This window comes from Nonomuraea sp. SBT364, assembly GCF_001083785.1.
Taxonomy (GTDB): domain Bacteria; phylum Actinomycetota; class Actinomycetes; order Streptosporangiales; family Streptosporangiaceae; genus Nonomuraea.
The window spans coordinates 1-22,451 of the sequence record NZ_LAVL01000133.1 but is presented as its reverse complement, the minus strand read 5'-3'; the positions used below and the strand labels follow the sequence as shown (position 1 = coordinate 22,451).

Sequence of the window (22,451 nt, the reverse complement as noted above, 5' to 3'; positions counted from 1 at the left end):
GGGCTGCGGGACGCCGGGCCGATCGGGGCGGGGCGGGGTCTGACGCCGCTGACCGCCGGCGACTACGACGGCGACGGGGACGACGAACTGGTGCTGGGGTCGGACAAGACCATCGCGGTCTCGGACGGGCGGGGGACGCTGGCCACGTTCAGCAGGTGAGCAACCCTCTTATAACCATTTATCAATATAAAGCCGTGCATAATCCTGTCCAGCTCCAGGAGAGGCAGGGACCAGCATGGCTCGGAACGCCACCGTGGCGGCGCGTGCCGCCGCCGTCACCCTGGCGGTGCTGTCCCCGCTGCTCGAACTGGCCGCGCTGACGATCTGGCGCACGTTGCCACCCGAGTGGACCCCGGCGGTGACCGCCACCCCGCAGTCGGCCGCCGCCCTGGCCTTCCCCATCGTCGGCGCGGTCCTGATCTTCCACCGGCCCAGGCTGGGCATGGCGTGGGTGATGTGCGTGGGCGGGCTCGCCGGGGCGGCCAGCGACATCACCAACGCGCTGCTCTTCCACTCCGCCGCCCGGGGCGACTTCGAGGCGGCGGGCTGGCTGCGGCTGGCGGCCCTGATCCCGTGGGGGATCTGCGGGGCGACGCTCACGGCGGTGCTACCGCTCTACTCGCCCGACGGCAGGCTGCCGTCGCCGCGCTGGCGCTGGGTCATCGTGCTGAGCGTGGCCGGGCTCGGCCTGAACATCCTGCGCGGCTTCGTACGCCCCGACCCGCCCGCCGAGGGGTACCCGTACCCGGTCGTCATCCACAACCCGCTGGAGGTGCCCGCGCTCGGGCCGTACCTGCAGACCATGAGCGTGGTCGGCTGGACGTTCATCTACACGTCCATGGCGCTGGCGGCGTGCTCGATGGTGCTGCGGATGCGGTGGGCCGACCCGGTGGGCAGGCGGCAGATCGGCTGGCCGATGTTCACGTTCAGCGGCTACATCGTGTTCCTGCTGGTGGGCGCGGCCCTGCCGGAGCTGATGTGGTTGTCGATCACCTGGGCGGCGCTGATCCCGGTCTCGATGGCGTTCGCGGTGATGCGCTACCGGCTGTACGGGATCGACACCGTGGTCAGCCGTACGTTCGTGGCGGCCGGGCTGCTGGTCGTGGTCAGCGCCGTCTACTTCGGCGTCGGCGCCGTCTCCAGCGTGCTCGTCTCCGGGTACGGCCAGATCGCCGGCCTGGGGGCGGCCCTGTTCGCGGGGGCGTTCTTCCAGCCGCTGCGCCGGGCGTTGCAGCGAATCGTGGACCGGATGCTGTACGGCAGGGTCGGCGACCCCGGCCTGCTGGCCGAGCGGCTGACCCAGGCCATCAGGCGCGGCGACCCGGCCGAGGCGCTCACGTCCGTCGTGGCCGTCCTGAAGGACGGGCTCGCGGTGGAGGGCGTGGCCGTCGAGGTCGCCGACGGCGAGCCCCGCTACGTCGAGAACGGCCGCGTCGGCGACCGGCCCCGGCGGGTCCCGCTGGTCTGGCACGGCGAGCAGGTCGGCCGGCTGCTCGTCGGCGCTCCCGGCCCGCGCCGCTTCCCGGCCGCCCACAACGAGCGGGTGCTGGCCACCCTCGCCCCGTACGCTGCCGACGTGGCCCATGCCGTACGCATGGCCGCCGACCTGCAACGCTCGCGCGAACGCATCCTGAGCACCCGCGAGGAGGAACGCCGCCGCCTGCGCCGCGACCTGCACGACGGTCTCGGCCAGAGCCTGTCCAGCATGGCGATGATCATCAACATCGCCCGCAGCCGTCTCAAGGACTCGCCCGAGTCCGCCGACGCCCTTCTGCAGGACCTGCGCGCCGGCATGGACGCGGTCGCCGGCGACGTCCGCGAGCTGGTCCACGGCCTGCGCCCGCCCGCCCTGGACGACCTCGGCCTGGCCCGCGCGCTGCGCGAACTGGCGGGGCCGGGGGTGTCGGTCGAGGTCGAGGGGATGCTGTCCGACCTCCCGGCGGCCGCCGAGGTGGCCGTCTACCGCATCGTCCAGGAGGCTCTCACCAACATCCGCCGCCACGCCGACGCCGACACCACCACCGTCGAGCTGCGCAGGGAACGTTCCGTCCTGCGGGTCACCGTCACCGACGACGGCCGTGGCCTGCCCGAGTCGCACCGCCCCGGCGTCGGCCTCGCCTCGATGCGCGAGCGCGCGGCGGAGCTCGGCGGCATCTGCGTCATCACCGGCGAACCGGGCGAGGGCACCCGCGTGGAAGTGATGCTCCCGCTGTCCCCGATGGTGGCCGTCGGTGCGGAAAGTAGGAAAAGTAGGTAAAGTCGTACCCGTGACCGGAAAAATGATCGAAGGACCGGACGGCCGCTACATCGTGGGGACCGTGAAGATCAGCGAAAAGGGTCAGATCGTCATCCCCAAGGACGCGCGGGACCTGCTCGGCATCGAGCCGGGCGACACCCTGCTCGTGCTCGTGGACCCCAAACAGGGCATCGCGCTGGTCGACAACGAGAGGTTCCGGCAGTTCGCGACCGGCGTCCTCGCCGCGCAGAGCGAGCCCGAGCAGTGAACCCCTTCCACGGCCTGCGCGAGCCGCTGCCGCACTCGCTGGCCGGCTTCCGCCAGGAGTTCGCCGAGCTCGGCGGCGTGCTGATCAACTACGTCCGCGGCCCCGAGTCGGGCATCCCCCTCGTCCTGGTCCCCGGCCAGATGAGCCTGTGGAGCAGCTACCGCGGCGTCCTGCCGGAGCTCGCGCGGCGTTTCACCGTCTACGCCCTCGACGTCCGGGGGCACGGCGCCTCCTCCTGGACCCCGGGCGACTACTCCTGGGACTCCGCCGGCGCCGACCTGGCCGGCTTCCTGCGCGAGGTCGTCGGGAGACCCGCGATCGTCAGCGGGAACTCCTCCGGCGGCATCCTCGCCCTGTGGTGCGCCGCCCACGTCCCGGACCTCGTCGCGGCGACCGTCCTGGAGGACCCGCCGATCTTCTCCGTCGAGATGCCGCGCTTCCGCGACCGCGACCGCTGGGTCCACGCCGGCCTCGCCCACGCCGTCCGGGTGGCAGAGTCCGGGCGCGCGGCCGACATCTTCCGCCAGGAGATCCCGGTCGCCGAGAACAGGACCATCCGGATGCCGGACCGGTTCGTCGACCTCCTCGACCGCCTGGTGGCCCGGCACGCCCGCCGCCATCCCGGCCGCCCGGCGAGCCTGGGCGTCCGCTGGCTGCCCCGCTCCCTGGACGAGACGATCCGGGCCGCCTCGATGTTCGACCCCGACTTCGCCAGGGCGTTCGTCGACGGCCGCTTCTACGGCGACTTCTCCCACGAGGCCGCCCTGCGGGAGACGCGCGGCCCCCTCCTGCTGCTGCACGCCAACTGGAACCGGTTCGAGAAGCACGGCCTCGTCGGCGCCATGGACGACGACGACGCCCGCCGCGTCCGCGAACTCGCCCCCCAGACCGTCTACCGGCGCATCGACGCCAGGCACGTCATCCACGACCACAAGCCCCGCGCGTTCGTCACCGCCGTGACGGACTTCGCCTCACTGGTGCGGGCCTAGCATCCCCGCGCCACACGACCTCGGCCGCGGTGCGGATCGAGGCCGGCGGCGCCGAACGCTGTCGGCGGCCAGAGCCGGGTCTAGACGGGGATCATCCTCGGCAGGACGGGGCCGTCGAACCAGGTCGGCTTGTGCTTGCGCAGCAACGCCTCGCCGTCGCGGTCCCAGGAGAACCCGGGCTTCTTCAGCAGCCTCCGGAACACCTCGTCCGCCTTGGCGGGATCCGTCGCGGCGAGCCGGCGCAGGATTCCCGGCCCGGTGTCGCCCCCGCGCAGATAGCCGCTGACCACGTCGCGATACGGCCGCCGGACGATGAGCGAGGGGTCGGCGAACACCGCCTGCGCGAGGTCGAAGCTCGGGAAGAAGCTGAGCCCCTCGTCCGCGTCGAAGACGATCGCGACGCTCGACACCCCGGCGAACCCGAGGTCGGGCAGCTCCGGCTCCTGCCACTCCGCGGCCTCGCCGCCGCCCCGCTCATGGTGGTGCCGGTAGAAGGCCAGCATCGTCTCCTTGACCGCGTCGCCGCCGACCACGACCAGGTCGCCGCCGTACAGGTCGATGAAGGACGCGCGCTGCTCCGCCTGGATAACACGTGCCTGGGCGAGCTTGTCCGGATTGCGGAAGACCATCTTCGGGTTCTGCAGTTGCAGGGTCCGCACCCCGGCGAGCACCATGTCGGCGTCCTCGGCGGAGTAGGCGGTCGCCGCGCCGCTGATCATCCAGTCGTCGCCGACGGGCACGATGCCGCCGACCATGATGACGCCCGGCGTGAGCTGCTCGACGCCCTCGGCGCCGATGTTGGACCGGATCCGGTAGGTCAGCTCGTCGACGTGGTTGACGGCGACGACCCCGTCCTCCCCGTACGGCTCCTTGATCTCGAAAACGCCCTGGACGTAGTCGGCCCAGGACAGCAGCAGCGCGCGGTCCGCGCCGGTGAAGCGCTCGGCGAACGAGCCGAGCACGGTCTGCCCGCCTTCGAGCCGTTCGGTGAAGACGAACGCGTCGAGAGCCGTGGAGAAGATCATCTCGTTGTCGACGCCGTTCGGGAACGCACGCAGGATCATGTTCCTGGTGGCCCGCTGGAACCGCGGCGACTTCGCGTACTCCGAGAGCTCGCCCTTGAGGTCCCCGGCCCGCTTCATCAGATCCATGCGCTCAACCTAGTGCCGGCGCATCGCCCGGGTCCGGCGAAAGATGACAGCCGTTGTCGGGTATCGCGGTTACCTTCGGCTCATGCACAACACGTTGAAGGGCAAGGTCGCGCTGGTCACCGGGGGGACGCGGGGTGCCGGGCGGGGCATCGCGACGGAGCTGGGGGCGGCCGGGGCGACGGTGTACGTGACCGGCCGGACCACCCGGGAGAGCCGCTCCGAATACGACCGGCCGGAGACCATCGAGGAGACCGCCGCCCTGGTGACCGAGGCGGGCGGCCAGGGCATCGCCGTCCGGGTCGACCATCTCGAACGCGACCAGGTACGCGCCCTGGTCGAGCGGATCGAGCGCGAGCAGGGCCGCCTGGACGTCCTGGTCAACGACATCTGGGGCGGCGAGCTGCTGGCCGAGTGGGACGTGCCGCTGTGGGAGCACGACCTCGACAAGGGGATGCGGCTGCTCCGCCTGGCCGTGGACACCCACATCATCACCAGCCACTACGCGCTCCCCCTGCTGATCAAGCGGCCGGGCGGCCTCGTGGTGGAGATGACCGACGGGACGAAGGCGTACAACGACCACAACTACCGCGTGTCCTTCTTCTACGACCACGCCAAGAGCGCGGTGATCAGACTGGGCTTCGCGCAGGCGCACGAGCTGCGGCAGTACGGCTGCGCGGCGGTGACGCTGACGCCGGGCTGGCTCAGGTCGGAGCTGATGCTGGACCTGTTCGAGGTGAGGGAGGAGAACTGGCGCGACGCCACCGCCCGCGAGCCGCACTTCGTGATCTCCGAGACGCCTCGCTACGTCGGCAGGGCGGTCGCCGCGCTCGCGTCCGACCCGGAGGTGATGCGCTGGAGCGGCCAGTCGCTGTCCAGCGGGCAACTCGCCCGCGAGTACGACTTCACCGACGTGGACGGCTCGCAGCCGGACTGCTGGCGCTACCTCGTCGAGGTCCAGGACCCGGGCAGGCCCGCCGACGCCACCGGCTACCGCTGAGCCTCGGAGGCAGACGAACCCGTTGGGCGCCGCCCGGCAGAAATCGCGGAAGGTCCGCAGCCACGCGACCGGCGCCTCGGCCACCGGAAAGCCGCCGTTGAAGCCGAGCTTGCCTGGGCTCTCCTCGTCGAGCACGCTCTCCAGCAGCTCCAGCGTGGGACTCCAGGGTCCAGCTCACGAGCCGCACACGCCACGGATGCGGCACACCTTGACGGCCATCCTCTTCGCCGGGCCGGTCAGCGGCCTCCCCAGCTTGCCGGTCTCCACGTGGGCCTTGTAGAGGAACAGGGCGCTACCGCGTCGCGCGACGATGTAGCGCCACCCGGAATGGGGCACCCACCTGCCCTTGTCGAGGGACTGGTACCCGACCAGCATGGCCTCGCTCCCGACGCGCACGCTCCGGGTGCCGTAGCGGTGCTCGGAGTCGCTGAGCCGGCATCGCTTCAGGTCGGCCTGGAGCTTGCGGAAGGCAGCGTGGGCGTACGTCGCATTCCGGTGGACCACGAGCTGCTCGGCGCTCTCATGGGGGGCGCTGGTCAGATACGTGATGGTGCGCATCGAAACCCGGCCGTCGCCGCGCTTGCGCTTGGTTCTGCAGGGATTGAGCTCGAGCGGGCGGGACAGGCGGTCACTGATCGTCCACCACGCCTCGTCCATGTCCTCCGGCGGAAGCGGCTTCCTCGCTTCGACCTCGGTGAGCAGGAAGTTCTTGGGGATCTTGCCTACCGCCGCGTCCGCCACACCCGTTCCCGCCAGGACGGTCCCGGCCACCAGCGCCGCCGCCATCACACGTTTGATCACAAGTCATGAGATGTGCGACCTGTCCGAAAGGTTCGGGGAGATCACCTCCAGGCGAGAACGGGACCGGCATGGCGCCGCCTGGTGGTCCAGGCGATCCTCTCCTTGGCGGTCCCGCGCAACCCGGGCCCGGCCCGCCGCGCGACGAACTCCAGCTGGGCCAGCGCCGTGTCGGTGCCGATGTCCGCGAGCACGCCCGTGACGTCCTCGGGGATGCTCGCCGGACCGTTCAGCGCCAGGGTCCCGAGCCGGCCGGTGACCTCGTCGTCCGCCAGCCAGATGAGCTGATCGACCACCCAGCGGTTGCCGGACGGCGCCCCGGCGGCCTCCCACCTCTCGTAGACGGCCCAGCCGAAGGCCGCCAGCGACGCCCGGTCGCAGAGGTCGAGCGCGTCCTGAAGGCCGGGATAGCTCTCGGCCGGGGCGTTCCACTGGACGCCGGGAGACAGCGTGAGCGCGCCGACCAGATTCTTCACCGCGTCGCCCGGCAGCGCCCGGCCGTCGCGCAGCAGCACCTCGGGCAGCGCGTCCACGTCCAGCCAGGGGACGTCGCGCGGCTTGCTCGTGGGCGCGCCGCCGTCCAGGATCCGCGCGACGGCGTCGGCGGCCTGATCGCCGTACGGGCGGGCGGCCGCCACCACGTCCGCCTCCCCGCACCGGGCCGCGATGTGGAGCAGCGCCGCCACCGCCTTGTCGCGCCGCGGACGCCGCGCGCCGAGTGCGTCCGGCACCAGGAACGGCACCGCCGCCGCCCCGTGCCGGGCGAACCACTCCCGGGCGTGGCGGCGCGTCGAGGACCTCCCGAGCCAGGTCGCCATCAACCTGGCCACCTCGACGTCGCGGAACGGCATCAGCGCCCAGCCCGAGCGGTGCGCCTTCGCGTTGGGGAACACCACATCAAGGGCGTCCGCCTCGAACCGCACCGTCACGGTCCGCAGGATCGAGAAGTCGGACGAACGCGTGAGCTCCAGCCGCCAGTTCGCCAGCAACGGCCGTAGCAGCTCCTCCGGACCGTGCTCGAACAGGGAGAACTGGGCGGCCTCGCGAGTGATCCGCCCGTTCACGAACTCCCGTACGACCCCCTCCCAGCCCTCGAGCCGCACGATCTCCTGGAGCTCGCCCGTCAACCGGGATCGGCAGGGAAGCCATTGCCGCAACTCCTCGCGTTCCCCCGGTTGCCAGTCGACGACCCGTTCCGCGGGTGGCAGCAGGCCGGGCACCACGGGGGCCTTCCGCATCCACGGGGGAGTGACCAGCAAGGGAGGGAGGGCGTCGCCCATGTATCGGCCTTTCGAGCACGGGATTTCGGTGACGGCATTCCTATCGAGGTCCGGTATATCGGGAGCATGTTTTCGGCATGGCCGTGCCTGCCTCACACGGGACAGGTGGCCCCGGGGAAGATCTGGATGCCGGAGATCCGGTGCGCCCGCGCGTAGCTTTCCGTCTCGCCCGGCTCCAGGCAGCCGACGCTCGCGCCTTCGGCCGGGATCAGGCGTGCCGCGTACGGGCTGCTGTTGCGCGCGGACGTGACCGTTCTCGACAGCTTCACGTGGCCGGGACTCGCGGAGACGCAGACTGACTGGATTTCGGAATAGAGGCAGATGGAACCGCCGGCAGCGGCGGCGGGCGCTGCCGCACCGGCCACGACCAGGAGCGCTCCCGCGGCCAGGCCACCCGACAGCCATTTCGGTGCTCGCATTCTCGGACCCCTTCTCGTCAGGTTTCTCGGTCGCTGGGAACGATAAAGCGGGCCACTTTACGTTCGGTTTGGCCTCGCTTTCGAGGTGCCTGCCGGGCGGGGCACCGCAGGTCGCGGCTGGTTGAATGGCATTCATGCATTTCACCACCGCAGTCGTCACCGGCGCCGCGAGCGGGATCGGCAAAGCCCTGGCCACCCGCCTTCACGAGGCCGGCACGCGACTCGTACTCGCCGACATCGACGCCGACGGCCTGACCGGCTTCGGAGCGGGCACGGCGGTCCGGACCGACGTCTCCGACGCCGCCGCGATGGAGGCCCTGGCCGCCGCCGCACCGGACGCCGACCTGGTGTGCCTGAACGCCGGCATCGTGGGCAAGGACCTCGGCGCCCCCTGGGAGGTGGCCCCCGAGGACTGGGACCGGGTGTTCGCGGTGAACCTGGGCGGCGTCGTCAACGGCCTGCGCGCGTTCGTCCCCCGCCTGCTCGCCACCGGGCGGCCCGGGCACATCCTGATCACCGCCTCGCTGGCGGGCCTGGCGACGTTCCCCGCCGGAGGCGCGTACGCGGCCTCCAAGCACGCCGTCGTCGCCGTCGCCGAGCAGGCCGCGCTGACCCTGGCGGACACGCCGATCGGCGTGACGCTGCTGTGCCCGGCACTCGTACGCAGTGCCATGTCGCCGGAAGGCGAGGACCCGCTGGACATCGCCGACACGGCGCTGGCGGCGGCGCGGGCGGGGGAGTTCGCCGTGGTGCCGAAGGAGTGGGGCGGCGAGATCGTCCGGCGCGGCCGGCGGCTGGCGTCCGGAGCCCAGCCGGCAATGCCCGCCCCGGACATGTAGCCGGCCAGGACAGGGCGGACAGGTGGGGTGGCCGGTCAGGACAGATCGGACAGGTCGAGGACGAAGCGGTAGCGGACGTCGTTGCGCTGGAGGCGGTCGAGGGCCTCGTTCACGCGGGCCGAGGCAAGCAGCTCGATGTCGGCGGCGACGCCGTGCTCGGCGCAGAAGTCGAGCATGGCGGCGGTCGCGGGCCGGCCGCCGCTGCCCGCTGAGCTGAGCTTCTTGCGGCCGACCAGCAGGTCGGTGGTCCGCACGGTGACCGGCCCGAGGTGCCCGACCTGGCTGAGCGTCCCGTCCATGGCCACGAGCCGCAGGTACGGGCCGAGGTCGTGGGCGGCGGAGATGGTGTCGACGACGACGTCGAACCGGTCCCTGGCGGCGGCCATCTGTTCCGCGTCCGTGGAGACGAGCAGGTCGTGGGCGCCGAGCCGGCGGGCGTCGCCGGTCTTGGCCGCCGTCCGGCTGATGACCGTGGTGTCGGCCCCGAGCGCCACGGCGAGCTTGACCGCCAGATGGCCCAGGCCGCCCAGCCCCGCCACGGCGACGCGGCTGCCCGGGCCGACGCCGAGCGCGTGCAGCGGCTCCCAGACGGTGATCCCGGCGCAGAGCAGCGGAGCCGCGGCGGCCGGGTCGTGCCCGGCGGGCAGCAGGTAGGCGAACCGGTCGCGGACGACATACTCGCGGGAGTAGCCGCCCAGCGTGGTGGAGCCGTCGCGCCGGTCGGTGCCTCCGTAGGTCAGCGTCGGGAACTCGTGGCAGAAGTTCTCCTGCCCGGCCCGGCACATGGGGCAGACGTCGCACGAGTCGACGATGTTGCCGACCGCGACGGGATCACCCGGCGCGAACCGGCTCACCTCCGGGCCGACCTCGGTCACCACGCCGGTGAACTCGTGCCCCGGCACGACGGGCCCGTCCCGGTCACCGGCCCGGACGGCGTGCAGGTCGGTGTGGCAGACGCCGCAGTAGTCCACGCGTACCGCGATGTCGTCGGGGCGCAGGTCGCGCCGTTCCATCGTCGTCCGCCGCAGCGTCGGCGCCGTGCCGTCCGCTCCCCATCCCACAGTGGTCCTCATGTCGGCCCGCCCTTCTAAACAGACTGTTCTGTCTGTCCAAGACTACCGAATGTTCTGTTTGGTACGGTGAACCGCATGGCCGACCAGCCCCTGACCGCACGTGGCGCCGCTACCCGGAGCCGCATCCTCGACGTGGCGACCCGGGAGTTCGCCGAGCACGGGATCGCCGGGGCCCGCATCGAGCGCATCGTGGCCGCCGCCCGCACCAACAAGGCCCAGCTCTACGGCTACTTCGGCAACAAGGAAGGGCTGTTCGACGCCATCTTCCACGGTTCGCTGGAGCGGATCGTGAACGTCGTGCCGATCGACGGCGCCGAGGTCGACGACTGGGCGGTGCGGCTCTACGACGAATACCTGCGCCGTCCCGACCTCATCCGGCTGGCCACCTGGGCCCGCCTCGAACGACGCCCGGCCGGCCACCTGGTCGACGACGCCGACCGCCTCGACGACCACAAACTACGCGTCATCGCCGAGGCCCAAGCCGCCGGCCTGGTGCGGCCGGGTGATCCGTTCGACGTGATGGCCCTGGTCATCGCGATGTCGATGGCCTGGTCACCGGTCAGCAACGTCTACGCCGCGACCGCCGAGGAGCCGCCGGAGCTGCACGACCAGCGCCGCGCCCTGCTCCGCGAGAGCGTCAGGCGCGCGGTGATGACCGGCTGAGCCTCACCGGGCCAACGGCTCCGCGGCCCGCTCGACCGCCGCGAACGGGCTCACGTCCAGCCAGGACGGCAGCGCCCTGCAGGCGGCGAAGTCGCCGGTCAGCCGCAACGCCCGATCGCGCAGCGCCGCCGACCAGCTCAGATCGCCCAGCCAGATGTGGGTGAGGGTCGGCACCTCGGTCTCCAGCCAGACGCTGACCGCGAAACCCGGATCGGTGTCGCACACGTCCGCCCCGCCCGACCGCGACAGCACCAGCCACCAGCGCTGCTGACCAGGCCGAGCGTCACCGAAGTGAAGCTGCACCGTGACCGCCTGCTCGGGCATCCGGGCCGGCTGCGATTCCCGTTTGATCTGAAGCATCAGCAGCACGGGATCGAACTCGTCCGGCCGCAGCTCACGCATCCAGCGCCCCCCCACGCCCCCATCTGCTCCAGCAGCGGCGCCAGCTCCCGCGCCGCCGGCGTGGGCCGATAACGCGGCTCACCATCGACCAGGTGACGCCGTACGAGACCCGCCCGCTGCAGCTCGCGCAGCCGGGCCGCGAGCAGCGACGGCGACATCCGGGGCAGGCCGCGCGCGATGGCGTTGAACCGATCCTCGCCCCACAGCAGCTCGCGAATGATCAGCAAAGTCCAGCGTTCGGCGAGAATCTCGGCGGCCCTGGCGACAGGCAGTACTGGCCGTAGCGCTTCATTTCCCCATCATCGGGGTGGCGGGTGGCCTTTGACCGCTACAAAAAACGTACTGGGCGGCCACTCGCGCGTCACCCACCCTCAGGAGCGAAGGCGAAAGCACACACCCGAGGAGGAGTGACATGTCCGGAAAGCGGTCGTCAGCCTGACGACCGGCCTGGAGGACGCCGAGCGGGTCACCGTGGCGTTCCTGGTCGCGGTCGGCGCGGCCGAGCAGGGCCGGCAGACGATGATGTTCCTGACCAAGGAAGCGGTCCGGCCGGCCCTGCACGGCATCGCCACCGGGGTGGCCTGCGAGGGCTGCCCACCGCTGGCCGACCTGGTCCAGCGCTATCAGGCCGCGGGCGGGTCGTTCCTGGTCTGCCCGATCTGCTTCACCGCCAAGGGGCTCGACGAGACCCGGCTGATCAAGGCCGCCACGATCGGCGGCACGGTCCCCATGTGGCAGTGGATCGGCGACGAGGGGGCGACGACGTTCAGCTACTGATGCCGACGGCCCGGAACGGCCGCCACCCCACCCGCGACCGTTCCACCATCACCTATCCCGTGACCGGACATACCGGCGATATACCGCTCACTTTTAACCTCTTCGCCGTAAGGAACTCGGGGTAAAAGGGGATGCTTCTCAATGCGATGGACTACGGCCGTACTGGTACCGGCGCTCGCCGCAGGACTGCTCGTGACCGCCCAGCCCGCATCCGCCGGGGCGGCAGCCACGTGCAAGATCTTTCCCGGCAAGCCGTACAAGACGAGCTCGAAAGTCATCGAAGGCGTCGGCAGCGCGACGGACAACTGCGGCCGGGTCACCGTGAAGCTCCAGCGCAAGCGGTGGTACGGCTGGCAGACCATGGCCGAGGACACCTGGCGCGCCACGTACCACAATTCGTCGACGACCATCGACTCGTCCTGCGACGGGACCCACGACTGGCGCGTGTGGATCGATGCCAAGAAGGTCAGTTCGGTCCACGGGGGCGCGATCAGGCTCACCTGCAAGTAGGCACTGGCTTCTGCCGGGGCGGGGGTACGCGGTCGGCATCCAACCAGGGACCGCCGGCCCCGGGCCTCCGAAGGTCAGATGTCGAGCCCCGTGCAGGAACGCCCGCCACCAATGAGCCCGCCGCCTCACGACTTCGCGTGCCGGCGCTCATCCTGGCGCGAATTGGTGCGACTAGGTCATGCCACGATTCTCACGGGAGAAGCGAGCCTACGGTTGGCCCACGTCCAGGCTGAAGTCTGGACGGCTGCTCTCCACCTTGTCCCCGATGAGCCAGAGGACCACGATGTCTTGGCTGTGGGCGAGCTCGATCAGATCCAGGCGCGGCTCGGTGGGGAGCAGGATGGCCAGCCGGGCGGTGGGGAGAAAGCGGCCATAATCCGCGAGCTGACCAATCGCCATGCGAACGTTTTCCCTGGTGGGGCTGCTCTTGGCCTCGACAAGCAGGTTCAAATGGTGATCGTGTAGGTCGCCGAAGAGCGGCCGCCTCTCGCCCGCGGGCAAGATCCGAGGGCGATCGACCGTGTGTCCCTTCTCGCGTAACACCTTGCCCAACGTATGGACCAGGCTGGCTTCTTTGCGCTCGGCCTCGTACAGCTCCGGGGCAGGATTGACGAATGTCCGCTCAGTGAGCTGCTGCTCCAGGGGCACTGCCTGGACCACATGCTGGGTGTCCGCAAGCAGCTTCGCCAGGGAAGTTCGAGGTGGTTGAGCGGCGGTGTCGATGGGACGTAGTCGGAAGATGATGACCTGGCGTAGCGGATAACCATCTCGAGCATCGCGCGCATCCGCCGGATACCACGGTTCCTCCTCAGCTACTTCGAACTGACCGAGGTAGGTGACGGTGCCGCGGGCGCCTTGGAAGAGCCGCAGTGCGCGTCCGTCCTTGCGATGGTCAAGGACGCTGGCGTTGCCAGACTTCATTTGCTGGTCGCCCTGCTGCCCCTCGCCCGTGTAGTCGAAGAGGCCGTCGGACATCCAGTCGTCCTCGTACCCGTACCTTTTGCCTGCAGCGCGGTCAGTGAAGAGGAAGACGTTGGGGGTCTTCGCCGAGGGACCGATGCCGCCTTGTGTCCGCCCGCCGAAGATTTCATGAAGTTCCTTGCGCCGGATGGCCTGCCCAGGCTGCAAGGTCCATTCGGGCACGCTTGAGGGGAGCGGCGAAACCATGCTGCCTCCGGCTGATCTTGGTGGGGATCCACCGTTACAGATGCCGTATTTCACGTCAATGTGCCATAGCCGCCAAATGCCACAAACCTCATGACGTGTTGCGGATCACAGGGACGAGCGCCAGACTGGCCAACGCTTATGGCAAGCCCCTCAGCGGAGGCATCCACCTGTGCACGACACCCCGGTTGCTGGCCTATACGACTCGCTGCTTACCCAAAGGCTCAAGCAGCAAGTGGATCTCTGGCGTGAGACAGGCCACCTCGTAGAGACCGCGAAGGTCGACGCCGAGGAGGTTGCTCACCTGCTTGGCCGGTTCGTGGGACAGGCCGCCGCCCGTGCCTTTGCCACACTCAAAACTCCGGAAGAGCAGATACAACTGGCCAACCAGTTGTTGAGTCATCTGACTGACCGTGAGACCGTCGCGGACGGCCCGTCAAGGCTGCTGTCGGTCGTGGAGGAAGCGGCTGGCGTGGTCGCCCCGCCTCGGCCGCTGACCTCACTGTCTGAGGCCGCACTCCTGACCAACGCTCGCGAGGACCCCAACCTGGCCCACGAACTGACGACCGAACTGGCCAGCGCCGACCGGGTAGATCTGCTGTGCGCGTTCGTCAAGTGGTCCGGTCTGCGCATTCTGGAGCGTCCGCTGGCGGAGCTTCGCCGTAGGAACGTGCCACTGCGGGTCATCACCACGACCTATATGGGGGCCACCGAACGACAGGCTCTGGATCGACTCGTCCGTGACTTCGGCGCTGAGGTACGGATCAGCTACGAACAGAACACAACGCGCCTCCACGCGAAGGCATGGTTGCTACGGCGCCGTAGCGGCTTCGACACCGCGTACGTCGGCAGTTCCAACCTTTCCAGGGCCGCGCTGCTGGACGGCTTGGAGTGGAACGTGCGCCTCTCGTCGGTGACGACCGCTCGGTTGCTGGACAAGTTCGAGGCCACCTTCGACTCGTACTGGAACCGCCCACAGTTCGAGCCGTACGATCCCGACACCGATGGCGAACGCCTAGATGAGGCGCTTTCACGCTCCAAGGTCGGGCGGCAGCTCTTTGATATCCCTGCCCTGGTCCCTCATCCCTTCCCGCATCAGCGAGAGATGCTGGAAGACCTGGACGTAGAGCGGACTGTCCATGATCGACATCGCAACCTCGTCGTTGCGGCCACCGGGACTGGAAAGACGGTCGTGGCCGCCTTTGACTACCGCAACTTGCAGCAGCGCCTCGGCGGACAGCCGTCAGTGCTCTTCGTCGCGCATCGACGTGAGATCTTGTCTCAGGCGTTGCGCACGTATCGCCAGGTGCTGGCCGTACCCGATTTTGGGGAACTGCACGTCGGTGAGGAGCGGTCGCGGCGCTGGCGGCACGTGTTCGCCTCAGTGCAATCGCTGACCTCTCGCGGCATCGATACCTTCAGCCCGGACCACTTCGATGTGGTCGTCATCGATGAGTTTCATCATGCTGCTGCTCGTACCTACCGCCAGATTATTGATCATCTGCGGCCGGCGGAGTTGCTTGGCCTGACCGCGACGCCCGAGCGTGCAGACGGTACGTGGGTCCAGGACGAGTTCTTCGACGGACGCATCGCCTCTGAGTTGCGCCTGTGGGATGCCCTCGATGCGGATCTACTCTGCCCGTTCCACTACTTCGGGATCAATGATGAGACCGACCTTACTTCGGTGAAGTGGTCGCGGGGCTCCTACGACTCCGCGGCGCTGGACAACGTCTTCACCGGCGATGACGCCCGTGCCCGCCTGATTTTCAACTCGCTTCGCGACAAGGTTTCCGACCTATCGGCCGTGCGGGGACTGGGCTTCTGCGTGACCGTACGGCATGCGCGGTTCATGGCGGACTTCTTCACCCGAGCCGGGCTGCCCTCATTGGCTGTGGATGGGACGACTGATGATTCTTCGCGTAGGGCAGCATTGCAGGCTCTGCGGGAGGGACAGGTCACGTTCCTGTTCGCGGTGGACCTCTTCAACGAGGGCCTCGACGTTCCTGACGTGAACACCCTTCTCCTGCTGCGTCCCACTGAGAGCGCGACGATCTTTCTGCAGCAGTTAGGCCGCGGCCTGCGGCGGACTCCGGAGAAGGACGTCTTGACTGTCCTGGACTTCGTTGGGCAGCATCGCAAGGAGTATCGCTTCGCTAACCGCTTCCAGGCGTTGACTGGGCGGGGTCGCGGCCGACTGAAGGCGGTGGTGGAGGATGATTTTCCGCAGATGCCCTCAGGCAGCCAAATCGTGCTGGACCGGGTCACGAAGGATCGCTTGCTCGCCGAGCTTAAGGTTCACCTTAATGCCACAGTAACCACCCTCACGCAGGAGGTTCGCTCGTTCGCAGAGAAGTCGCTGATCGACTATCTTGAATTGAGCGGTCGCGACATTGATGACATTTACCGTAATCGACGGTACTGGACAGACCTGCTTCGCCGTAGCAAGCTTCTGCCTGACGAGGGCTCGCCGCTGGAGACAATGCTCGGTCGGCGCGTGCGTGCGCTTCTTCACGTGGATGATCGCGGGCGGGCAGAGGCGTATGTGCGGCTACTCGATCCAGGAGCCCCTGATTACGATTCCTGTACCGTGATGGATCAGGCGTACGCGCGGATGCTGTTCTTTTCGTTCTGGCGCGACGGCGGGGACTTCGCCACGTACAACCAGGCGTTGCGGCAGTTGCGCGCGCAGCCCGAACTGTGTGAGGAAATCCGCCAGGTGTTGGCGTACGGTCTCGAACGCCCCAGACACGTGCCTAAGCCCTTGCCTGAGCCGCTCGGCCAGTTGCCCCTCGCGATCAATGCTCGATATTCCTCCGACGAAATCCTCGCAGCCATGAGATGGGCATCGCTGGGCGGATCGGTGCCCTCAACGATGCGCGAAGGCGTCGCTTGGAGTGCCGCCACACGCTGCGACGCTCTCCTTGTCACCTTGCAGAAAAATGACAAAGAGTTCTCTCCGCAGACCATGTATCGGGACTTCGCGCTCACGCCAGGGCTGTTTCATTGGGAATCGCAAAACCGTACGGGCGAGCACTCCACGACTGGTCTTCGGTATCGGAACCACGAGCGCGAAGGCAGCCACATCCTTCTGTTCACCCGGGAGCGGAAGGAGAACGAAAACGGCCATCCTGAGCCGTTCGTCTTCCACGGCACCGCCCGCTACGTGGAGCATCAGGGCGAGCGGCCCATGGCCATCACGTGGCGTCTGGACGAGGAAATGCCTGCCGACCTGTTCCGCCGCGCTGCCATCGCTGGATAGCGGCGACGACGGCATGCCGATGAGGGCGCCGACATCCCCGTGCCGCTGCACAGGGAACTGTTGGGGCGGCTCGTTCAAGTCTGCAGACGCCTAGTCCCAGGGCTCTCCGCGGCGCACCGTCGGTGGTCCGGTTCGGAGTTGACCGTTGCTCGTGATCCCTCGCCGTCCCATAGCCGAAACCTCCATGCTGCTGGTCGTTGCGGTCACCACGCCAGGCATCAGGGCCGAGCCGGGCGGCAGGAGACCGCGCGGCGCGGTCTCGGTCTCGCCCATGTGATCTCCCTCGCCATGACGGGGGGTCAGCGTGACCGTATGACTACTCGTTCAGATGGGCAAGGCCTCGGGGGGACTCCATCGGGCGAAAACGGGACCGTTGTCCCTCGGGGAAGCGCTCCTTCCCTGGATCCAGGAAGTCGATCAGCTCGATCAGCTGGTGCTGCAGTGTGAGGAGCCGCTTGCGCGGCCCGAGAGGCTCGCGGGCGGCCAGATCGACGTGTTCGAGGAGGTCGGCCATCCATGAGGCGAAGTCCTCGTCCGATTCGAGCTTGCCGCAGAAGCTCGCGTACCCCAGGCAGGCCCGCTGCCCCGGTTCGCCGCCCTCCGCGATCATCAGCTCGCCGATGGCCCGCTGTTCGCCCCGGAAGATACGGAACGCCTCCGTCTCGTTGGTGCCGGCCGCGTTGAGGGTGCTGCCGATCTTGGCCATCAGGGACATGGCCTGCCGGTTCTGCTTGCTGTCTCCCAGGTCGAGGAACGGGAGGTCGCGGCGGAAGATCTCCACCCAGCCCAGATACTCGGCGAAGAGGAACGCGGTGCTGGTCCGGACGTACCGGACCTGGCGGGTGGAGCCCTCCAGGTAGAACCCCTGGAGGAACCCCTTGTGGTCGGTGTGGCGATCGACGTCGTACCCGCGCAGGATGTTGTAGATCCGGCTCTGCAGGTCGAATGCCGTCCAGAGCAGTGCGTCCCGGTATCGGCTCATGTAGTCGATGCGCTCGCGCGACTTCACCTGAGCCTGCAGCCGATAGCCGAGCACGGCCGTCACCGCTGCGCCGATGACCGCGATCACTGCCGAGACCACACTGATCACCAAAAGATCCTCTCACCCGGTCCGCTCACACCCCCACGGTGACGGTCAGGGCGACGGCCGCCAAGTCCCCCGGGTCTCCAACCGGCGATCGAGCAGGACGACCGGCACGAGGGCCAAAGCCAGCGCGGCGCCGATCCACGTGACGGACGTGATGCCGGCGCCGGCGTTGAGCGCTGCCCCGGCGAGTACGGGGACGAGGCTGATGCCGAGCTGGAAGGCGGAGACGGTGGTGGCCCCGGCCAGCGTCGGCGCCTTCGCCGCGATGGTGAACACCCGCCCGTAGATCGCCGGGTTCAGGACGAATCCGGCGATCCCCAGGAGCAGGACGAGAGGGACGACGATGAGCGCGTACTGGGCAAAGAGAGCGAGCAGCACGGAAGCGGCCAGAATCCCGATCGCCCCGACGAGGAGCGCGTGGAAGGGCCGCCGATCGGCGATCCTGCCTCCGACGGACAGGCCGACGAGGGCGCCGATGCCGAACAACGCGAGGATCGCGGGAACCCACACGCCGGGCATGCCGGTGATGTCGGTCAGGAACGCCGCGAGGTAGTTGAAGGAGATCATGTAGGCGGCGGTGCTCAGAATGGTGGCGGCGTAGACGACCCACAGCCGGGGCTGCCGCATGGTGCGCAGCTCACGCCGCACGCTGGGTTCCTCGCCCGCGCTCGTCGCGGGCATCGCGACCAGGCTCAGGACCGCGCCGGCGGCGGTCAGGGCGACCACCACCCAGAATCCGCCCCGCCAGCCCGCGAAGTGGCTGATCAACGCGCCTGCCGGGCCGCCGGCGATCATCGCGAGGCTGAGCCCGCTGACGACGACCCCGGATGCGCGGGCGGTGCGGTCGGGCGTGACCAGGCTGATCGCGGTGACCGCCGCCACCGCCCAGTAGCCCGCATATGCGAGGCCGCAGACGAAACGGGTGGCCAGCAGCACCGAATAGTCGTCAGTCACCAGGCCGATGGTCACCGAGGCGGCGAAGACGGCCTGGGTGGTCACCAGCGTGGTCCGTCGCGGCCAGCGCAGCGTCAGGATGGCGAAGGGCGGCCCGCCGACGACGACGCCGATGGCGAACGCCGAGATCAGCGCGCCGGCGGACGGCAACCCGATCCGGAGGTCGTCCGCGACCGCCGGCAGCACCCCCGCCAGCAGGAACTCCGCGCTGCCCATCGCGAACAGGCTGAACGCCAGCAAGTAGACACCGAACGGGAGTCTCCCGCGCGTTACCGTCTCCTGCTGCTGTGTGGCTTCGACGCTCATCGAGCATCACCGGGTCCCCGGTCTTCCGTCACCATGATCATGGCGATCACCTCCGGAGGCGATGCTGCTCCGATCGCTGATCATCCGGCAAGTATTGTTGCCGTTCCAGCAACGCGCGGAGAACGCCTCACAAGGTCACGGTGCCGCCCCAGGAGGCCACGGCCAGGTCACCGGCACCGCGTCGATCAGGACCTTGAACCCGTCGCATGCGACCAGATGACCGCTGCCCGCCTGACCGGCCGCGGGCCACGCGCCGCATCCTCCGAGCACGGTGAGTTTCACGACGGCTCCAATGCCTGGGTGATCTGGCGGGCGGTCTGTGCGGCGATGCGGGGGTTGGTGGCGGCGTAGGAGGTGTACGCGTTCAGTCCGGTGGCCAGCGCCCAGCCGCGCCCGCGCAGCCAGGTGGCGTCGTCCACGCCGAGCGCCGTGCGGAAGGCGGCCCGGCTGCCTGCCGACATCAGCGTGAAGGCGATGGTCAGGTCGCAGGCCGGGTCGCCGACGGCGAGCCCGCCGAAGTCGATCACCGCGCTCAGCCGTCCGTCGTCGACCAGCAGGTTGCCGGTGTGGAAGTCGCCGTGCACCCAGACCGGCGGGCGGTCCCAGCCGGGGGCGTCCAGCGCGGCGTCCCACAGCGCGGTCATGGCCGTGGCGTCGAACGTGCCGCTGACCTCGGCCATCGCGTCGCGCGTCGCCCGGTCCCGGTCGGACAGCGGGTGGGTGCGAAGGTCGTCGCGCGGCTCCACGGGGGCGAACCGCTGAAGCGCGACGAGGAACCCGGCCAGCTCGACGGCGGCCTCGGGGGAGTCGCCCAGCGCCTCGACGGTCGCCACCTCGCCGTCCAGCCAGCGGGACACGGCCCACTGCCACGGGTAGCCGAAGCCGGGCTCGCCGACCGCCACCGGCACCGGGACGGCCAGCGGCAGGTGGGGAGCGAGCCGGGGCAGCCACTCCGATTCCTTCCTGGCCTGCCCGATGGCGCCGGCGTGGCGGGGGAGCCGGACGGACAGCTCCTCGCCCAGCCGGTAGATCACATGGTCGGAGCCGGCCGGGTCGAGCAGCTTCAGGGGCAGCCCGGCCCACTGCGGGAACTGGGCGTCCACCAGGCGTCTGGCCAGTGCGGTGTCGATCTGGGGCAAGTGCGGCTCCTGGGTCCGGGCGGTCCCGACCATCACAGTGCGTCCCGAGGCCGCTTGTCGACCAGTTTTCGCTGCTAGCGGGCGAAGATCTCCGTCTCCGGCCGCTGCATGTACGCCATCGCCGCCGCGAACGTGGGGTCGCTCCAGCGGCGCTCCAGCTCCTCCGGCGTCACGTCCTCGATGTGGGTCTGGATCCACCACACGTTGCCGAACGGGTCGCGTACCCGGCCGACCAGGTCGCCGAAGGCCAGGTGGGTGACCTCGCTGATCGGCACGCCGCCGGCCTTGACGGCCCGCGCCAGGACGGCTCGCGCGTCCTCGACGTACAGGCGGAGGAACGCGGGCGTCGGCGGCCAGTCCGGGGCGGCGTCGAACAGCATCACGATCGCGTCCCCGATCCGGACCTCGGCGTGGCCGATGACGCCGCGGTCGTCGACGACGCGGCCGAGCTCCTCGGCGTCGAACGCCGCCTTCAGGTAGTCGATGACCGCGGCGGTGTCGCGGGAGATGATCCACGCCGTCACGGTGGTGTAGCCCTCGGGCTTGAAGTTCGTCATGCTTTCACGCTAGAAGGCGTATAGGTCAGTTTCTGTCCTCGACGGCGCGCAAGGTCCGGGCGCCCATGGCGCGGAGATGATCCACGAGCTCGGGCGGCTCGTGCACCTCGAACTCGCAGCCCAGCATCATCAGCCGGAACGCCAGCCAGTCCAGGGTGTCACCGTGACTGCGGATCCGGCAGCGGTGCTCGTCGACCGGCTCCAGCTCGGTGCCGTCGCCGAGCCGGGCCGCGACCTGCTCGATCGGCGCGTGCAGGGTGGCCACCGCCTGGTACGTGGGGGCGAGCGAGTACAGCCGGGAGGTGACGAAGGAGGCGGCGTCCTCGGCGGGAAGCCGCCTCGGCGTGGCCCTGGCGCCGGTCGGGCGCGGCTCGCCGACCCGGTCCACGCGGAAGGTGCGCCAGTCGTCCCTGTCGAGGTCGTACGCCACCAGATACCAGCGGCGGCCCGCCGTGACCAGGCGGTGCGGCTCCACGTGGCGCCTGCTCTCCGCGCCGTCGGACCGGTAGGCGAAGCGCAGGCGCTCGCCGTGCGCGGCGGCCGTGGCGAGGACCGTGAGGAGCTCCGGGTCGATGCTCGGGCCGGTGAGCTGCGGCGCGGGGACGGTCGCGGTGTTCAGGGCGCCGACGCGGTGGCGCAGCCGCGACGGCAGCACCTGTTGCAGCTTCGCCATGGCGCGCACCGACGCCTCGTCGATGCCGTCCACGGCGTGCCGGGTCACGGTGCGCAGCCCGACCGCGATGGCCACCGCCTCCTCGTCGTCGAGGAGCAGCGGCGGCATGGCGGTGCCCGCGACCAGCCGGTAGCCGCCGTCGCCGCCTCGGGTGGCCTCGACGGGATAGCCGAGCTCGCGCAGCCGTTCGATGTCGCGGCGGATCGTCCGCCCACTGACCTCCAGCCGCTCGGCCAGCTCGCTACCGGGCCACTCGCGCGGGGACTGCAGCAGGGACAGGAGGCTCAGCAGTCGTGCGGAAGTGCCGGACATGCTCCCAGGATGCCACCGAGACGATGATCGTCTCCTCGCTCACGCGGCGATCCGGGCGGCCGGGGTGGGGGAACATGAAGATCGTAGAGGTGCGTCCTGGCCTGCACCTGCTCTTCCTCGAGTTCGGGCAGTCGTACGTGTGGAACGACGGCGGCTCGCTGACCCCCGTCGGCACCGGCATCGCCACGGCCATCCGCGAACTCGGATTCACCGAGCGCGACGTGCGCCAGGTCGTGCTCACCCACTTCCACGAGGACCACTGCGGCGGCGCCCGGGTGGTGGCCACGCCCGGTCACGCCGACGGCAGCCTCGCGCCTCTCCTGCCGGAGCACGGCGTGCTGTTCACCGGCGACACGGTGGCGCACGTGAACGGCCAGGTGATGCCCGGCGTGTTCGACCTCGACCGTGACACGATGCTCGACTCCTACCGATCCTGGGCGACGCGGCGTCCAGGATGAGCGCCGCACTGGCCGGCTAGCTGTATCGACCACGAGCGTTGTTAACAGAGGAGCTTGATCAATAGAGAAGCCTCCGATGTGGTGAAGGTGTCGAATCTGCACCGCACGGAGGCTTCATGTCCCACCGTAACGCCCGGCTG

Annotated in this window: 24 protein-coding genes; 10 read left to right on the top strand and 14 right to left on the bottom strand. The window is 69.4% G+C overall.

Going from position 1 to position 22,451, the window contains the following annotated elements:
* Positions 1–235: 235 nt before the first annotated feature.
* Genes ADY59_RS36395 through ADY59_RS36385 form a run of 3 tightly spaced genes read left to right on the top strand, consistent with a single transcriptional unit; the run spans position 236 to position 3,493 of the window.
* Complete coding sequence (locus tag ADY59_RS36395; RefSeq protein ID WP_049572388.1) at positions 236–2,257, top strand: sensor histidine kinase; 2,022 nt, start codon at positions 236–238, stop codon at positions 2,255–2,257.
* A gap of 10 nt (positions 2,258–2,267) precedes the next feature.
* Positions 2,268–2,504: an AbrB/MazE/SpoVT family DNA-binding domain-containing protein gene (locus ADY59_RS36390; RefSeq protein ID WP_231619066.1), complete on the top strand. Its 237-nt coding sequence runs from the start codon at positions 2,268–2,270 to the stop codon at positions 2,502–2,504.
* The gene (locus ADY59_RS36385) at positions 2,501–3,493 is read left to right on the top strand and encodes an alpha/beta fold hydrolase (protein WP_049572384.1); all 993 of its coding nucleotides are present in this window, start codon (positions 2,501–2,503) and stop codon (positions 3,491–3,493) included. Before ADY59_RS36390 ends, ADY59_RS36385 begins: the two co-directional genes overlap by 4 nt.
* An 80-nt stretch (positions 3,494–3,573) precedes the next feature.
* On the opposite strand, the gene ADY59_RS36380 is transcribed toward ADY59_RS36385, so the two are convergent.
* A complete protein-coding gene (locus tag ADY59_RS36380) occupies positions 3,574–4,644 on the bottom strand; it encodes a hypothetical protein (protein WP_049572382.1) in 1,071 nt (356 codons plus the stop codon).
* Positions 4,645–4,726: 82 nt separating this feature from the next.
* Here ADY59_RS36380 and ADY59_RS36375 point away from each other — a divergent pair, with 82 nt between their 5' ends.
* Positions 4,727–5,641, top strand: a complete 915-nt coding sequence (locus ADY59_RS36375) for an SDR family oxidoreductase (RefSeq protein ID WP_049572379.1) — start codon at positions 4,727–4,729, stop codon at positions 5,639–5,641.
* Positions 5,642–5,815: 174 nt separating this feature from the next.
* Here ADY59_RS36375 and ADY59_RS36370 read toward each other — a convergent pair whose 3' ends face one another.
* The 3 genes from ADY59_RS36370 to ADY59_RS50605 all read right to left on the bottom strand — a co-directional run bounded on the left by ADY59_RS36370 (position 5,816) and on the right by ADY59_RS50605 (position 8,138).
* Positions 5,816–6,442: a hypothetical protein gene (locus ADY59_RS36370; protein WP_049572376.1), complete on the bottom strand. Its 627-nt coding sequence runs from the start codon at positions 6,440–6,442 to the stop codon at positions 5,816–5,818.
* A gap of 41 nt (positions 6,443–6,483) precedes the next feature.
* Positions 6,484–7,677 (bottom strand): hypothetical protein, encoded by a 1,194-nt coding sequence (locus ADY59_RS36365; protein WP_156325945.1) that lies wholly within the window; start codon positions 7,675–7,677, stop codon positions 6,484–6,486.
* Positions 7,678–7,811: 134 nt separating this feature from the next.
* Positions 7,812–8,138, bottom strand: a complete 327-nt coding sequence (locus ADY59_RS50605) for a hypothetical protein (RefSeq protein WP_156325944.1) — start codon at positions 8,136–8,138, stop codon at positions 7,812–7,814.
* 134 nt (positions 8,139–8,272) lie between these two features.
* On the opposite strand from ADY59_RS50605, the gene ADY59_RS36360 reads away from it, so the two are divergent.
* Positions 8,273–8,977 carry an SDR family oxidoreductase gene (locus ADY59_RS36360; protein WP_049572371.1) on the top strand — a complete coding sequence of 235 codons (705 nt, stop codon included), beginning with the start codon at positions 8,273–8,275 and terminating at the stop codon, positions 8,975–8,977.
* 35 nt (positions 8,978–9,012) lie between these two features.
* On the opposite strand, the gene ADY59_RS36355 is transcribed toward ADY59_RS36360, so the two are convergent.
* Positions 9,013–10,050 carry an NAD(P)-dependent alcohol dehydrogenase gene (locus ADY59_RS36355; protein ID WP_049572367.1) on the bottom strand — a complete coding sequence of 346 codons (1,038 nt, stop codon included), beginning with the start codon at positions 10,048–10,050 and terminating at the stop codon, positions 9,013–9,015.
* A 75-nt stretch (positions 10,051–10,125) separates the two neighbouring features.
* Between ADY59_RS36355 and ADY59_RS36350 the strand changes: the two genes are divergently transcribed.
* Positions 10,126–10,713 (top strand): TetR family transcriptional regulator, encoded by a 588-nt coding sequence (locus ADY59_RS36350; RefSeq protein ID WP_049572366.1) that lies wholly within the window; start codon positions 10,126–10,128, stop codon positions 10,711–10,713.
* Between the two features lie 3 nt (positions 10,714–10,716).
* Here the strand turns inward: ADY59_RS36350 and ADY59_RS49200 are convergent, their stop codons facing one another.
* Together ADY59_RS49200 and ADY59_RS49195 are read right to left on the bottom strand one after the other, a co-directional pair.
* The gene (locus ADY59_RS49200) at positions 10,717–11,115 is read right to left on the bottom strand and encodes a hypothetical protein (protein WP_049572362.1); all 399 of its coding nucleotides are present in this window, start codon (positions 11,113–11,115) and stop codon (positions 10,717–10,719) included.
* Positions 11,073–11,363, bottom strand: a complete 291-nt coding sequence (locus tag ADY59_RS49195; protein ID WP_269433671.1) for a winged helix-turn-helix transcriptional regulator — start codon at positions 11,361–11,363, stop codon at positions 11,073–11,075. The genes ADY59_RS49200 and ADY59_RS49195 overlap by 43 nt, the downstream gene beginning before the upstream one ends.
* Positions 11,364–11,586: 223 nt before the next feature.
* On the opposite strand from ADY59_RS49195, the gene ADY59_RS36340 reads away from it, so the two are divergent.
* Both ADY59_RS36340 and ADY59_RS36335 read left to right on the top strand, forming a co-directional pair.
* A complete protein-coding gene (locus ADY59_RS36340; RefSeq protein ID WP_197094027.1) occupies positions 11,587–11,892 on the top strand; it encodes a hypothetical protein in 306 nt (101 codons plus the stop codon).
* Positions 11,893–12,033: 141 nt separating this feature from the next.
* Positions 12,034–12,402 (top strand): hypothetical protein, encoded by a 369-nt coding sequence (locus tag ADY59_RS36335; RefSeq protein WP_156325943.1) that lies wholly within the window; start codon positions 12,034–12,036, stop codon positions 12,400–12,402.
* A gap of 207 nt (positions 12,403–12,609) precedes the next feature.
* On the opposite strand, the gene ADY59_RS36330 is transcribed toward ADY59_RS36335, so the two are convergent.
* On the bottom strand, positions 12,610–13,569 hold the full coding sequence (locus ADY59_RS36330; RefSeq protein ID WP_049572355.1) for a hypothetical protein: 960 nt from the start codon (positions 13,567–13,569) through the stop codon (positions 12,610–12,612).
* Between the two features lie 169 nt (positions 13,570–13,738).
* Here ADY59_RS36330 and ADY59_RS36325 point away from each other — a divergent pair, with 169 nt between their 5' ends.
* Positions 13,739–16,825 (top strand): DUF3427 domain-containing protein, encoded by a 3,087-nt coding sequence (locus ADY59_RS36325; protein ID WP_049572354.1) that lies wholly within the window; start codon positions 13,739–13,741, stop codon positions 16,823–16,825.
* Positions 16,826–17,141: 316 nt separating this feature from the next.
* Here the strand turns inward: ADY59_RS36325 and ADY59_RS36320 are convergent, their stop codons facing one another.
* From ADY59_RS36320 to ADY59_RS36300, 6 genes are all read right to left on the bottom strand, one after another.
* A complete protein-coding gene (locus ADY59_RS36320; RefSeq protein ID WP_197094026.1) occupies positions 17,142–17,915 on the bottom strand; it encodes a hypothetical protein in 774 nt (257 codons plus the stop codon).
* A 45-nt stretch (positions 17,916–17,960) separates the two neighbouring features.
* On the bottom strand, positions 17,961–19,172 hold the full coding sequence (locus ADY59_RS36315) for a Cmx/CmrA family chloramphenicol efflux MFS transporter (RefSeq protein WP_049572353.1): 1,212 nt from the start codon (positions 19,170–19,172) through the stop codon (positions 17,961–17,963).
* Between the two features lie 135 nt (positions 19,173–19,307).
* Complete coding sequence (locus ADY59_RS50600) at positions 19,308–19,454, bottom strand: hypothetical protein (protein WP_156325942.1); 147 nt, start codon at positions 19,452–19,454, stop codon at positions 19,308–19,310.
* A complete protein-coding gene (locus ADY59_RS36310) occupies positions 19,451–20,311 on the bottom strand; it encodes an aminoglycoside phosphotransferase family protein (protein WP_231619064.1) in 861 nt (286 codons plus the stop codon). Before ADY59_RS36310 ends, ADY59_RS50600 begins: the two co-directional genes overlap by 4 nt.
* A gap of 74 nt (positions 20,312–20,385) precedes the next feature.
* Positions 20,386–20,868 (bottom strand): VOC family protein, encoded by a 483-nt coding sequence (locus ADY59_RS36305; RefSeq protein WP_049572351.1) that lies wholly within the window; start codon positions 20,866–20,868, stop codon positions 20,386–20,388.
* A 25-nt stretch (positions 20,869–20,893) separates the two neighbouring features.
* Positions 20,894–21,853 carry a helix-turn-helix transcriptional regulator gene (locus tag ADY59_RS36300; RefSeq protein ID WP_049572350.1) on the bottom strand — a complete coding sequence of 320 codons (960 nt, stop codon included), beginning with the start codon at positions 21,851–21,853 and terminating at the stop codon, positions 20,894–20,896.
* 74 nt (positions 21,854–21,927) lie between these two features.
* On the opposite strand from ADY59_RS36300, the gene ADY59_RS36295 reads away from it, so the two are divergent.
* Entirely contained in the window at positions 21,928–22,311 is a 384-nt protein-coding gene (locus ADY59_RS36295; RefSeq protein ID WP_082310680.1) for an MBL fold metallo-hydrolase, read from the top strand.
* Positions 22,312–22,451 lie beyond the last annotated feature (140 nt).